Source organism: Marinobacterium sp. xm-a-127 (assembly GCF_013283425.1).
GTDB lineage: Bacteria > Pseudomonadota > Gammaproteobacteria > Pseudomonadales > Balneatricaceae > Marinobacterium_E.
Map to the genome: position 1 here is coordinate 221675 of NZ_WBYH01000001.1, position 14556 is coordinate 236230.

Sequence of the window (14556 nt, forward strand, 5' to 3'; positions counted from 1 at the left end):
GGTCGAAACGGTGATTCTTGAGCGTATTGCATTACCATCACTCGATGATGTGGCTCTTGCGTCAGCAACGCTGACCTATATTGAAGCGACCTCCATCAGCGCCAACGAGCAGTTGGCGTTGGTGAAGGTGCGTTATTTCGATGACCTTGAGCCCGGGACACAGTACACCACCTATTACGTTTACGATGTGCAGGCGCAAACCTATACGTCGGTTAACTCGATGCTCTCGGCCTCACTCAGCGGTCAGGCCGCTGATTATGAACTTTTTGATGCGGTACTCGTTGGGAATTCAGACGACTGGCAGTTGTTTGTTGATGCGGGGCTAAAAGCCTCAGACGAATCAGATCTGATACTCATCAATAATGGGACTGTAGCCGACTCGAATCTGTTGCTATCAGAATTTGGTATAGATGCTCAGATTGATATCGAGCGTATTGAAACGAGTGCTGACGGGCGGTTTGTCGCATTGCAGACATCAAGTGCACTGCTTGCAGATGAGCTCTCGCCTGATATCAACGATAGCTCGGACATTTACCTTTTAGATCGCGTTACTGGCCAAATAACTCGCGTCAGTTTTGTAGGTGGAGCGGAAGTCTATGAGGATACTTACCTCGCGGACCTGATGTACACCGGTGGTGAGCTACGTATTGCGTTTGTAACCGACGCAGCATACGTTAGTCCAACGATTGACAATAACTCCACCGAAGTATCGGATCAACAGGGCTCTAAAACCGATGCTTATGTCTGGTCGGCTGCAGTCACAGCTGCTGGCGTCGACCTAGACTCCGTAAGCTTCCGGTTAGCGTCTGAGAGTACTGACGGGGCAGCCTCCGGCTTTGTAAGTTTCGACCCGACAGCAGAGAATAGTCAAGTGCGGCTGACGACGACAGGCGTAGTCTTTAGTTCGTCTGCAGGTGGCCTTGTTTCCAACGATCAAAACGGGTCTGAGGACGTCTTTTTCTCATCTGAACAGGGCAGTGTGAGTCGACTCTCTGTTTTAGGCGGGGAAGAGATTTCACTGGGCGGTAGATTTCTCGACACCGATGACTATGGCCAGGCGATCTATTACACGACTGAAGCTAATGAGCTAGGCGGCTCAACGGACTCCCCGGTATTGGTTCAGTTCAATGCGGTGTCTGGAGAAACCAGTATTGTGGATCTTAATTCCGATCCCAACGCGCTGCCATTAAGCCTGACGAGCAGTGATGATGGTTCTCTGATTTTTAGTTCGGTTTACGATCCGACAGCATTGTCCCTAGATCAGCAAGTAAGTCTAAACTCTGCAGAAAACTCTGACCTAGGAATTTGCGGAACAGTCTATGAGTGGGCAACACACACACTACTTGATGGCGTGACAGCTTCAGTTCTCGACTCTACAGGTGGATTAGTTATCTCAGGAGAAGAGAGTACCTCTGCTGGCGAGTACTCGATTGCTGCGCGTCTTTCAGCCGATCAGACGCTGGGTTACAGCCGGCTTTTATCTGCAGAGGAGACTGGGCGAGCAATTAGTGCAGCCGATGCCCTAGCAACACTTAAACTGGCCGTTGGACTAAATCCAAACTCAAATGACACTCATATCTCGGCGTATCAGTATCTTGCAGCTGATGTTAACCAAGATGGTCGTGTCTCTGCGGCAGATGCTCTATCAGTGCTTAAAATGGCAGTGAATTTAGCGGGTGCACCTGAACGCGAGTGGCTATTCGTAAATGAGCAGGCTGATTTTTGGGATGAAACTGCAAACAATGGTGCCGGGGGATACCTTATCGGACGTAATAGTGTTGACTGGGCTATTGTCAAAGAGTCGGCTGCTCTCGCAAATTCAGCGGGCCAGGTAAATCAAGTAGCGGTGTTAAAAGGTGATGTAAACGCATCTTGGGAAACTAGTAGTTCAAACTCAACGTTATCAGATAGTTATTTTGAAGCGCTCGAAACAGCAGGAATAGGCCCTGCTGAGCAATGGTGGCTAATCTGAGAGGCAATAGTTAGACAAAGAAAAAGACAATTGCTAATAAGCTATTGTTTTTATTATTGTAAAGAGTATTGAAAATCCTCGTGTCGGTGGTTCGATTCCGCCTCGAGGCACCATCTAATTAAAATTAAGCCCTGTAAATCAATCATTTGCGTGGCTTTTATACCTCCGGTACCGTAAATAATACCGTTTTTCCAATTGGTTTTTAGAGGTCCTTGCAGGACTTCTGCAGACATCAATTATCTACATCTGTATGCCTTCAATGGCGTGCCCCTTACGGACACCAGTATGTCTCGTAATATGTATTATAATTAGGCACTGGCTTTGTTTCCGATAGCTGATATTTTACTATCAATCAAATAGCAAGAAATTAGATGTTCTATAAACACAATTCTATAGACTTGGTAGCTGACACATATGGCAACAAAAATAATTACGTTTGATTATTACAAATACGCATTCTCGGACACCTCTAGTTTTATATTTGGTAGCAGCACATCTAATACCTACCAAGGCCAGATTTATACTCTATCGGGCGACGATACCGTTCAGCTTCTAGATTGGGGGTATGTATACCTAGGTGATGGCGATGACTATCTTACAATGGGTTATAGCGAATCCTACGAAGAGGGAACCGTTTATGGCGGTGATGGCTCTGATACAATTTTCGGCGGAATCAATGGAGATCATATTGAGGGCAATGGCGGTAGTGACTCAATTGAAGGCGGTGCAGGTGATGACACCTTAATCGGTGATTGCTACGTTTACGACCGCTGGTTCTGCACGGGCCCAGACTACGACTACTACACAGACCAAGAAATTGGTGGTGTAGACACCATCAAGGGCGGTAGCGGAAACGACGTTATCGTCGGTGGACTGGGTGCTGATGAACTTTGGGGCGGCACTGGTAGCGATACATTTGCTTATGAACATCAGGAAGGCTTCGGCGACATAATCTATGACTTTGAAGTAGGTGCATCTGGCGACCAAATTTTTATTGACCATCTTTTCTTAGATGCAGCAATTCTAAGAGACAGCTTTAGTGATCTGATTAAATTCACTCAAAGTGGCTCAGACGTCATTGTTCAAGCTGACCTAGATGGGACTGATTCGACCTACGGCTTCGTTAATGTTGCTACTCTTAAGAACATTTCAGTTTCGTCCCTCTCCTCTTCTCAATTTATCGGATTTACCCCAGATACAATCTCAACATTTGAGTATCAGAAAGTAGTCTCCTTCTACTCAGACAATATTGTTCTGGGAACCACTACAACAAATACCTACCAAGGCCAGATTTATACTCTATCGGGCGACGATACCGTTCAGCTTCTAGATTGGGGGTATGTATACCTAGGTGATGGCGATGACTATCTTACAATGGGTTATAGCGAATCCTACGAAGAGGGAACCGTTTATGGCGGTGATGGCTCTGATACAATTTTCGGCGGAATCAATGGAGATCATATTGAGGGCAATGGCGGTAGTGACTCAATTGAAGGCGGTGCAGGTGATGACACCTTAATCGGTGATTGCTACGTTTACGACCGCTGGTTCTGCACGGGCCCAGACTACGACTACTACACAGACCAAGAAATTGGTGGTGTAGACACCATCAAGGGCGGTAGCGGAAACGACGTTATCGTCGGTGGACTGGGTGCTGATGAACTTTGGGGCGGCACTGGTAGCGATACATTTGCTTATGAACATCAGGAAGGCTTCGGCGACATAATCTATGACTTTGAAGTAGGTGCATCTGGCGACCAAATTTTTATTGACCATCTTTTCTCAGATGCAGCAATTCTAAGAGACAGCTTTAGTGATCTGATTAAATTCACTCAAAGTGGCTCAGACGTCATTGTTCAAGCTGACCTAGATGGGACTGATTCGACCTACGGCTTCGTTAATGTTGCTACTCTTAAGAACATAACCGCATCGAATATTTCTGAAAGCCAAATAGTCATTGGGCAGAGCTCAACAGAAGCATCTGACGAGTCATCAGGAGACACAACACCTCCTACAATTACCCTCTCTAGCTCATCAAATACGCTCGGCATTGAAGAATCAGCTTCTATCACATTCACACTATCTGAGAGTTCGACCGACTTCACGGCCAGTGACGTAACAGTCTCAGGTGGCACGTTAAGCAACTTTACAGGGAGTGGTACTAGTTATACTGCGACCTTCACTCCAGACAAAAATAGCACTATTGACGGTGTTATCAGTGTTGCCAGCAACAAATTTACAGATGCGGCAGGTAACGCTAATGTCGACGGAGCTGATGCTAACAATACTGTTACGCTGACGGTGGATACTACTAGCGATACGACACCTCCGACCATAAGCATTGCAAGTTCAACTAGCGCCTTAGGTATTGGTGATACCTCTACCATTACCTTTACCCTGTCTGAGAGCTCAACTGATTTCACATCTAGTGACGTCAACGTCTCTGGCGGCACATTAAGTAACTTCATTGGATCTGGCACTAGCTACAGTGCGACATTTACTCCACTAACAAATAGCACCGAGGATGGAATTGTATCAGTTTCTAGCAACGCGTTTACTGATGCAGCGGGCAATGCAAATGCAGATGGTGCGGATGCTAACAATAGCATTTCGATGACAGTCGATACTCTGGTTACACAGACTGTCCAGCCAGACTTAACGTGGACCGGTGCTTCAGGTCACACATACCAGCTATACAAGCAACTATATACCTGGGACGAAGCGTCAAACTTCGCACAATCAATCGGTGGCTATTTAGTAAAAGTTGACGATTATGCCGAGAACACAGAGCTTTATAGCAAGCTAGCTAGCTCTCTAACTTACAACGACTTAAACACATCATATGCTCTTGACGGAGGTGCTGCGGCGTATGTTTGGTTAGGGGCTTCGGATGCAGCTTCAGAGGGAAACTGGGTCTGGGCTTATGATAGCTCAACGCTTTCAACCACAAGAGCCGAATGGGGTGAGGGAAACCTCGGGAGCGAGCCCGACAATAGTAACGGAAATCAAGACTATCTAGCTATGGGTTTGGAAAACTGGCCCTATGGTTCCTCAAGCGGCTCGGGCTATGGTGACGCTGGCGAATGGAACGATATCGCAGGCACAAACCGGCTTTATTTTGTAGTTGAATCCATCGAAACAACAGCGACTGACACTACTCCACCTACGGTAGCCATAACTAGTTCGACTAGCACTCTAAGCGTCGGCGATAATGCCACGATTACCTTCACTCTATCTGAAAGCTCGGAAGATTTTACTGCCAGTGATGTAACGGTCTCAGGTGGTACCCTGACCAACTTCAGTGGAAGTGGCACTAGCTATACAGCTATCTTTACACCCAGTGCGAATAGCACCACCAACGGTGTTGTCAGCGTATCTAGCAACACATTCACAGATGCAGCAGGTAATGCAAACACCGACGGATCTGACACTAACAACACTGTAACTCTAACGATAGATACCACAACATCGGCAAATACCGATGACGTAACTCCACCAACCATCCCGTTTGGCGGAAAAACATTTTATAAAGATACTGTTGTTATTACTTTTGACGAAAACATCGTTATCGATGAGACTAAAATTCATCTTTATCAAGTCGACAGCCAATACCAAGTCGTTGGAAGTGATCTCTTTACGTCTGCTACTGTTGATGGGGCAACGCTGTACGTTGAGCCGTCTTCGGAACTAGATATTAATGAGATGTATAAGATCGTCTTCTATGAGGGCGCAGTCAAAGATCTTGCTGGCAACGATCACAATTACAACACAAATACTGGTTCCACTAGCTACAGCTATGGATACATAGAATACGTCACGAACGAGTACTACCAAACAAATCAAACAGACCCATCTGATAGTACCCCTCCAACAATTGATTATGCTGACAGCCAGTTTTACCTCGACGGAATAGTGGTCGAGTTTGATGAAGAGATTAAGTTTGGCTCAGGACAGATATCAATTTTCCAAGTTGACCAGGATAGCAATCCTCTGAGCTCAGATTTAATCTCCTCTGTGTCCATTCAAGGCACGACGCTGACAGCGTTAATAGATGGGACATTCAACACGAGTCTCAGTTACCAGATTTTCTTTTATGAACAGTCTATACTCGATTTAGCTGGCAACGATCTTAATTACAACCTAGACACAGATACCACTTACTACTCGAAAGGTTGGAATAGCTACATAACCAACCAAACTCTGAATCAGAGCAACATAAGCGATACTGTCGCCTTTAGCAGTGATACTAGCGATTACATATGGGTTAAATCCCAAATGACTTATGCAGACGCCCAAAGCTATGCTGAATCACTTGGTGGCAATCTAGTCTCAATTAACTCTGCGACTGAAAATGCACTCGTTTACAACCAGCTAATACAAGATTTCGATTCTCAAACATCATGGGAAACACTTGGTTACGCAGAAGATGGGGGTAGTTCAGTTTATGTGTGGCTTGGTGGTAATGATATTAGTTCAGAGGGAACGTGGGTCTGGGAAACAGGCGACAGCTTTAGCTACTCAAACTGGGGTAATGCCGAGCCTGATGATTACAACAATCAAGATACTCTAGCTATAGGGCTAGAGGATTGGCCATATGGATGGGAATACGATATGTCTACCCCCTATGGTTACGCAGGAGAATGGAACGATATTGATGCCTCGAACCTTTTAACTTTCGTTGTTGAAATCGAGAAAAGCACATCATCAGACACCACATCTCCTACTATCGCCATCTCGAGTTCAACTAGTGCGTTAGGTCTTGGCGAAACTGCTACGATCACCTTCACTCTATCTGAAAGCTCGGAAGATTTTACTTCCAGTGATGTAACAGTCTCAGGTGGTACCTTGACCAACTTCAGTGGAAGTGGCACTAGCTATACAGCCACCTTTACACCCAACACAGATAGCACCACTAATGGTGTGATTAGTGTATCCAGCAGTAAGTTCTCAGATGCAGCAGGCAACTTCAACTCTGACGGTTCTGATGCCAATAACTCTGTTTCATTAACAGTCGACACTACAAGAAATATTGACTACACGAATCCATTTGAGGGACAAGTTTACGAATGGTCATCACATAAAATTTTACTCGATAATTACACACAACCAGATTCTACGATTTACAAAAGCTTATCCGAAAACGAGACAGGTCGAGTAGTGAGTGCTGCAGACGCCCTGGCGGCCTTGAAACTAGCAGTAGGTATTAACCCAAATTCTGTTGGCCTGGATACATCCCCATATCAATTTATCGCTGCTGACGTTAACCAAGATGGTAGGGTCTCTGCTGCAGATGCTCTTTCAATTCTTAAAATGGCTGTAGGCCTCTCTGGTGCGCCCGAAAGAGAATGGCTTTTTGTGAATGAAAATACGGACTTCTATGATGAGGTTGAAGGCAAATACTCTATCAACCGAAGTGATGTAGATTGGGAAACAATAAACAATGATGTTCTCGGTCGAGAATATAACGATAGCCTTGTAGCTGTTCTGAAAGGCGATGTTAACGGTAGCTGGGAAGGTGATGCCTCCATGGAATCGTTATCTACAGACTACTTCACCGCCCTGGAAACAGCAGGAATAGGCCCCGCTGAGCAATGGTGGGTTATATAGCTCCATGAATAAGCGTGAACCGGTGGCGTAAGCTGCCGGTAAATACTCCAAAACTAGCCCTCATGAATTACCTACACGACCATACACCTAGCTCTCACGTATCCATCCAAGACCCTTTACATACAAACCTCTACACAGTACAGGTTTTGACGTACATGAAAGTACAGGCAAGTTCATGCTTGTGAGCTCTAGTAACTAAGTGGCCATCATCATGAACGGACGGATTAGTCATACCCTAGTTAATTATGATCCGTCCGGATTCGATAACAGATCTAGTGAGCCATCCATCAATCGATGTTTGCCACTCCTAACGGAGTGTCATCATCTCTTATACTTCGCGCTTATGGAGTGGCGTAGCTCCGTGTCGCTTCGCTAACTACGCTACTGCTCCAGCGCTCAGTAACGAGCTGAACAGCATTGCTTTCTAGTTCTGAAGTTTGGTTTTGTTTTTATTTTTACTTAAGGAAAAATGGAGTGATATTGTCAGATACGTAATGCTGGGCTGTTAACAAAACTAGGGGATATACCCCTGGTACATCTTCGCTAACCAATACTCCCTAGTTCCCCTTCAGTGCTAGCCAGAACAGTCACACGTAAAATTGTTCGCGTTTGGTGAGGGGGTATTACTTACATAAGCTACCAGCTTAAAGATATATCCCCCCCCCGGGACTTTGGAAAGCTCAGTGGATTACGGTTTTTTCCTTACGCACCTTTTGGAGTTAATCTACGTAGTAGTGTTTTTAATTTTGGAATATCTGCTATGGCTATAGTTAGCACTCTTTACAGTCTCGATATGGGAGACCTTAATCTCAATCGAATGTACATGAATATGGTCCATGCCGGATTCATGGATAACGAGTATGCAGTATTCAACGAAACGCAATACGAAGACGTAATCTGGGTCGAGTGGCTGTACAACGGAAGTTATTATCAAAGTGCTTTCGGAGGAAGTGGCTTCACAGTTGATCAATACGGTAATGTCACCGGTGGTACTGTTACAGGTTACTTGGAGTCATTTTGGAATGGATACTATTACCAAACAGCCGCTGCAGTTGAGGGGATAAGTGTTTCTGCACGGACAATGTGGGCTGCAGCAGTAAGTTCATCCACAACAGATGATATTGCGGTTTTCTCGAGTGCGCTGTCGGGCAACGACCTGATTTATGGAAGTAGCTCAGTTGATCTCCTAGTTGGTTATGCTGGAAACGATACGTTCAATGCAAGTGAAGGGAACGATGAGATTTTCGGATTCAGCGGTCAAGATACATACTACTTATCGTCAATCGATAGTGCAGATGTTGCTGTTATTAACTTTGGTGAAGGATACCTAGTAAGCAGCTCTTTCGGGCGTGATTATCTTGAGTCGGTGGAGAATATCACCCTGAGCGATGGGACATACCTTATCTCCGATCTAGTGCCTGAAATGACGAAAACCGCTGAGCCGGACTACCGTTATTTTGAGCTTACTGGAGACAACTTAGTCGACGTTATGACTCACGGTTACACCTGGGAATTAGGTGCTGATCGCACAATAGACTTTGCTGTTGCTAATGGTTTTTTAAACGAATACTGGATAAACCCATCCACCGTTCTCGAGCACATGGATGCCGCTCTAGGTTTGGTCTCGTATTACAGTGATGTGAACTTCAATAATTTAGGCTTTTATGCAGATGCTAGCGTTGCTTATAACTACGGAAGCGAGATAACACTCTCACTGGATAGCGAGTACATTAGTACCGCAATGGGTGATAATACTTGGGCGGTAGGTAACTTCCCTAACGCCGATAGTGACGATTACTTTTACACAGGATTTGGTGGTGACCTCTATTTAAATATTAATAGTCAAGCCAATTACCTACCTAGCTATGAACCGGGTTCAGCAGGTTGGGCTCTCCTACTACACGAGCTTGGCCACGTTTTAGGTCTTAAGCACCCACACGATGCAGGAGGAACCGGAAGGCCTACTTTTGAAGAACTCGGCATTCAAGCTTTAGATGTCGACTATGCAACAGTGATGTCATACAAAGATGACCTTAACTGGAACCTCATCAGCTATGATCCTGCAACCCCAATGGTTCTGGATGTTCTCGCTCTTCAATATTTGTTCGGTAAAAACACAACGACAAACGCGGATGACAGCATTTATTCTCTGGTGAACAATGAGGGCTACTATCTAACCATTTGGGACGCTGCTGGTGACGACACTGTTGACGCAACAGGAACCAGTTCCGGTTGGGAAATCGTACTACCCTTCGATCTTGGCTCAGCTTTAATTGATACCGAAGCTGGCTGGAGCTTCTCTTTGGGATCAACAGGAGTAATGGACGAGGCTAGTGTTGTTTGGTTAACAGGTGATATTGAGAACGCAACTGGTTCAGCGTTTGACGATTCAATCACTGGTAATAACGGCGATAATTTTCTCAAATCCGGAGCAGGAAATGATTTTGTCTTTGGTGGTTTAGGTAGAGATACTCTCTTTGGTGAAGCTGGCAATGACACTCTCAATTCCGGTGAAGGTGACGACAAGATCTATGGCGGATTAGGTGTTGATCTGATTTCTACTGGCAATGGTATAGACAGAATTATCTTTGAATCTGTTTCGGATTTCGGTGACACAATCACCGATTTTTCGTCCGATGACATAATCGATGTCACAAAAATTTTAAAAGGTACGATTTCTGATTCATACATTGCCACGGATTACTTGTCCTTAGCTCAAAGCGGCAGTTCGGTTAATGTAAATCTAGAGGTCGCCGGTTCAACAGAGTTTCTAGTGAGCCTGTCTAACGTGAATTTGAGCGACATCTCATATGACCAGTTCTGGTTAAAATCTAACGGGTGGGCTGGTAAAGCTTACCACTGGGCAAGTAAAGAGCTTCTAGCTGTGACTCAGGAATCTAAACTTGATCCTCTTGAACTCACTCTTAATAGTAATGAAGAGGGACGTGTTATCAGTGCTTCAGATGCTCTGGCTGCATTGAAGCTAGCGGTGGGGATCAATCCAAATTCAAACGGTTTTGCTGCATCTCCATATCAATACCTAGCCGCCGACGTAAACGAAGACGGTCGTGTCTCGGCAGCAGATGCGTTGTCTATTCTAAAGATGGCAGTGGGTCTCGAAGGCGCTCCCGAACGTCAGTGGGTCTTCGTAAATGAATCAACAGCTTTCTGGGATGAGGCAACACAATCTTACACCATGGATCGTAGTCACATTGATTGGGCTAACATTGCTGCCGAGGTTGCGGATTTGTCTCCATCAGATCAGGTAGTAGCTACACTAAAAGGTGATGTTAACGCCAGCTGGCTGGGATCTAGTGAGCTAGGTGTTATCGAAGATTCATACTTCAACAATCTTGATTTAGCAGGTACAGGGCCACTTCAACAATGGTGGATCGCTTAGTTAACTATAGCTCATTGTCCTAGCATGAGTGGTCATGATTAAGCTGCTCACAACTTTGCTTCAAAATAAAAAGCACCATTAGAAAATGATGCTTTTGTGGGGATCAAAAAATGGACGGATGACGAAACACCAGGGTAATCCGCATCCGTCCGAATGTTACTCGAGCATCTCGAATTTGTTTTTTGCAACCTCTTCGATATAGCCATTCTGAACCAACAATTTCACTTGTTCGCGAAAGATCTTTTTGATGGTGTCAGGCTGGTACGTTGAATCAACAATCTCTCGAGCGAAGGCTTCAACAAAGTTCTGCTGCCACTCAGATTTAACCTGCATGAAGGTATCAAGCGCCAATCCTTCGTAGATTTTCTCTTGAGAATCACACTGGCATTTGACCCTTTGAATGCAAGCACCCCTGACCCACCGACCTTTTGAGTCTTGGTCGTCCAGTTCAACTGTGATGACTTTGAAACTTGTCGACGGAATTTGATCGCTCGCATCCTTTTGTTTTTCGCATTCAAGATCGGCAATGCTCAGACCTGCGAAGTTGAATGGTGTCAAAACGAAGCTGAAGTCAATGTTGGCTCGAATAGAGGATGCACCACGTGAACCATTTTTGGCGTTCTTACCAGTATGGTGAACAATCAAAATGGAAGTGTTGTACCTCTGCTTCAGCTGTTCCAGTCGATTGATGACGGCTGCCATGTCCTCGTTGCTGTTTTCGGAGCTGCTCATCAAGTGACGTGACAGTGTGTCCACAATGATCAAGTCTGGTGTCTTCTCCAAAGCCTCGATCGCGGCAACTAGTTCTATGAAGCCTTTGTCAGTGTCAACGCCAACAGCTCGCTCTGAAACAAAGAGGTTGTTCTGGTCAATTGTGATGCCATTGTGCTTCTCAATAGACTGAAGTCTTCGTTTGAGTCCACTTTGGCCTTCACCAGCCATGATCAGAACAACGCCTTTTTCGGTGTCCTGGTCACACCAAGGGATGCCGTTGGCGATCTTCACCGCCATATCCAATGCTAGATGTGACTTACCTACACCGGAGGGGCCGTAGAGCATCCCCACTGATTGTTTGGGAATGTAGTCTTCGATCAACCATTGCACCTCAGTTGACTGTTCATAGACAGTTGAGATCGGTACGAACTTGTATTCTGGGAGTGCAAAATCAAACTGTGCTGTTTGCTGGAGTGGCGCGTTCATTATGCCACCTCCAGATCGCGTGCAGCGATTCTAGCTTCAATCCAATCTTGAACTTCAGATTCAACCCAAGCGCTAGAGCGCTCAGACAACTTTACTGGTTTCGGGAAGAGGCCCTTTTTAGAAAGGCCGTAAACATGTGAGCGTGATAAACCAGTCATTTCAGTCACGCCATGTAATTTCAAAAAGCTCATAATTGAGTCCTCTCAAAAAATTGTGCGACATTGCACGTGATCTACAGAGGAATTTCTGCAGAACATGGCGAATTCTGATTTCGTGTTTTTCGTGAATTTTCTTGATCAGAAAAATGCGAAAAGAAAGCTACTTTCGGTGCCTCTCTTCACTACAAATATCCTGAAAGCGCTGCTTAGATACTGGCTTGTCTAGGTATGTAAATATGGTGACTGATTGAACAGTAATGCTGTAGGGGGAGATATCTGAACCGCTGAATTTAAGATCATCTACAAAGGGGTATTGAGTACTGTTCTTTTCTTGAACTTGGCTTTTAATCCAATTGTAGATTTTTTCGTTTTTAACTCTTTTACCTAAAACTGCAATTGCTGATCTTATAGCTGTAATATGAGGAGATGGATCTGACTCTTCCTCAATACCTACATTCTTGATTGCTCTAGTATCGATGTAGATATCTTCAATCTGGATTGGGCTAAGCTTCTCTATAGAGCTAATTCTGTGGTTATGTGTATCCAGGTCAAACGGGATGTATACCAAAATTAGTTTTTGCAGTCCTATTACTCGATGAAGTGCCAATTCTTTGAGAGCTTCATGAGATAGTGGTATACGATCCTCTCGCATGTACTTATGACTAGCAACACCCTCTTCAACAGAAATCTGAGATTGCTGAGTTTCAGGGCAAATATGCTCTTCAATGTAATCAAAAGAGATATCGATATCGTCCTTAACTGCGTAATAAAGCTCTAATTCACCAGCAATCCCTTTAACCAAAAGATCAAAGTAATTTGAATTTTTGATTGTGGTGATTGGCTTAATGTAATCCGCTTCCATCTTTCAATCCATCCAAGTAATCAGCCCAAGCTTGCATCATTTCAGTTCTTTGTTCGAGATGCTTGGTTCTGTTATAAGCTCGTCCGTTAGGGTCTTTAACGGAGTGAGCAAGTTGCTGTTCAATCCACTCTATCCTGTAATCCAGAGCTTCGTCTAGCAGTGTGCGCGCCATGGCTCTGAATCCGTGTGCTGTCATCTCTTCGTTGCTATAACCCATTGAGCGTAACGCCACGCGCAACGTATTTTCTGACATGCATCTAGACGCACCGCGGGTAGATGGGAAGATATACTTTGACTTTCCCTTCAGTGCTTTCAGTTGGTCAAGAATGGTTCTAGCTTGGCTGCAGATTGGAATGATGTGTGGTTGTTTAGTCTTTTCAGAAACAAGCTCAACGCGCTGTTCTTCATTATTAATGTTTGACCACTCTAAGTGTCGTAATTCACCAGGACGGCAAAACCATAGAGCTGAAAGCTTAAGTGCAGACTTTACATGAAATGATCCAGGGTACTCTTCAATAGCCAATAAAAGCTTACCAACTTCCTTGGGGTCTGTTATTGCTGAAAAATGCTTTTTAATCGGAGTCTTGAGTGCTGATTCAAGACCTTCAGTTGGGTTTGAGGTTGTCTTGCCTATAATCTTTGCGTGATTGAATATTTGGCTGGCAATTTGCTTTGTTCGGTGTGCAGTTTCTAGAGCGCCTCTAGATTCGATGATTCTTAAAGTTTCTAGCAGGGTAGGCGTATCAATGTTTCCAACATCCAGCTGCCCCAGTCTTGGGATTAGGTCGTTTTCTATTGCTCTAGTAACGCGTCTTTGATGTCCTTCTGACTTGTCATGCATGCGAGCTAGAAACCAGTCTCTAGCTACAGCTGCAAAGCTGTTAGATTCGTTTGTTGGTATTCCTTTTCGTTTAGCCTTTTTGGCTGCGCTAGGGTCTATTCCATCTCTTAATAATTGACGTGCTTTTTCATGTTCAAGCCGAGCAGCTTTTAATGAGATTTCCGGATAAACCCCAATAGCTAGCTTCTTCTCCTTGCCAGCGAATCGGTACTTGTATCGCCAGTACTTTCTACCAGTCGTCGTTACTTCAAGATAAAGGCCCTTCTCATCGGATAAACGGTAGGTTTTATCTTTTGCTTTAGCTGCTTTGGCTTGAATGTCTGTGAGTGGCATGAGGCGTCTCCAAATTATTATCTGGGGGCTTCAAATGTGTCGCTAAAAGAAAAAGCCCCCTAATGTGCCCCCATAATCGTCTGGTTGGTAGCGGATATTGGAGGACGTTGCAGGAGATAGGTTATCCTCAAGGCCCTTGTATTACAAGGCCTCGAGGACTTCTTAGGACTTTCTAAGATTTAA

The 14556-nt window shown here is 44.8% G+C and carries 7 protein-coding genes; 3 read left to right on the forward strand and 4 right to left on the reverse strand.

Annotation, left to right across the window (positions count from 1 at the left end; genetic code table 11):
• Positions 1-10 precede the first annotated feature (10 nt).
• The 3 genes from XMA127_RS00960 to XMA127_RS00970 all read left to right on the forward strand — a co-directional run bounded on the left by XMA127_RS00960 (position 11) and on the right by XMA127_RS00970 (position 10979).
• Positions 11-1972 (forward strand): hypothetical protein, encoded by a 1962-nt coding sequence (locus tag XMA127_RS00960; RefSeq protein WP_173498827.1) that lies wholly within the window; start codon positions 11-13, stop codon positions 1970-1972.
• 414 nt (positions 1973-2386) lie between these two features.
• On the forward strand, positions 2387-7579 hold the full coding sequence (locus XMA127_RS00965; protein ID WP_173498828.1) for an Ig-like domain-containing protein: 5193 nt from the start codon (positions 2387-2389) through the stop codon (positions 7577-7579).
• Between the two features lie 760 nt (positions 7580-8339).
• On the forward strand, positions 8340-10979 hold the full coding sequence (locus XMA127_RS00970; RefSeq protein WP_173498829.1) for a type I secretion C-terminal target domain-containing protein: 2640 nt from the start codon (positions 8340-8342) through the stop codon (positions 10977-10979).
• A 156-nt stretch (positions 10980-11135) separates the two neighbouring features.
• Here the strand turns inward: XMA127_RS00970 and XMA127_RS00975 are convergent, their stop codons facing one another.
• The 4 genes from XMA127_RS00975 to XMA127_RS00990 form a co-directional block, all read right to left on the reverse strand.
• Entirely contained in the window at positions 11136-12179 is a 1044-nt protein-coding gene (locus XMA127_RS00975; RefSeq protein WP_173498830.1) for a helicase RepA family protein, read from the reverse strand.
• A complete protein-coding gene (locus XMA127_RS00980; protein ID WP_173498831.1) occupies positions 12179-12370 on the reverse strand; it encodes an AlpA family transcriptional regulator in 192 nt (63 codons plus the stop codon). The genes XMA127_RS00975 and XMA127_RS00980 overlap by 1 nt, the downstream gene beginning before the upstream one ends.
• 127 nt (positions 12371-12497) lie before the next feature.
• On the reverse strand, positions 12498-13199 hold the full coding sequence (locus XMA127_RS00985; RefSeq protein ID WP_173498832.1) for a hypothetical protein: 702 nt from the start codon (positions 13197-13199) through the stop codon (positions 12498-12500).
• Complete coding sequence (locus XMA127_RS00990; RefSeq protein ID WP_173498833.1) at positions 13180-14373, reverse strand: integrase arm-type DNA-binding domain-containing protein; 1194 nt, start codon at positions 14371-14373, stop codon at positions 13180-13182. Before XMA127_RS00990 ends, XMA127_RS00985 begins: the two co-directional genes overlap by 20 nt.
• Positions 14374-14556 lie beyond the last annotated feature (183 nt).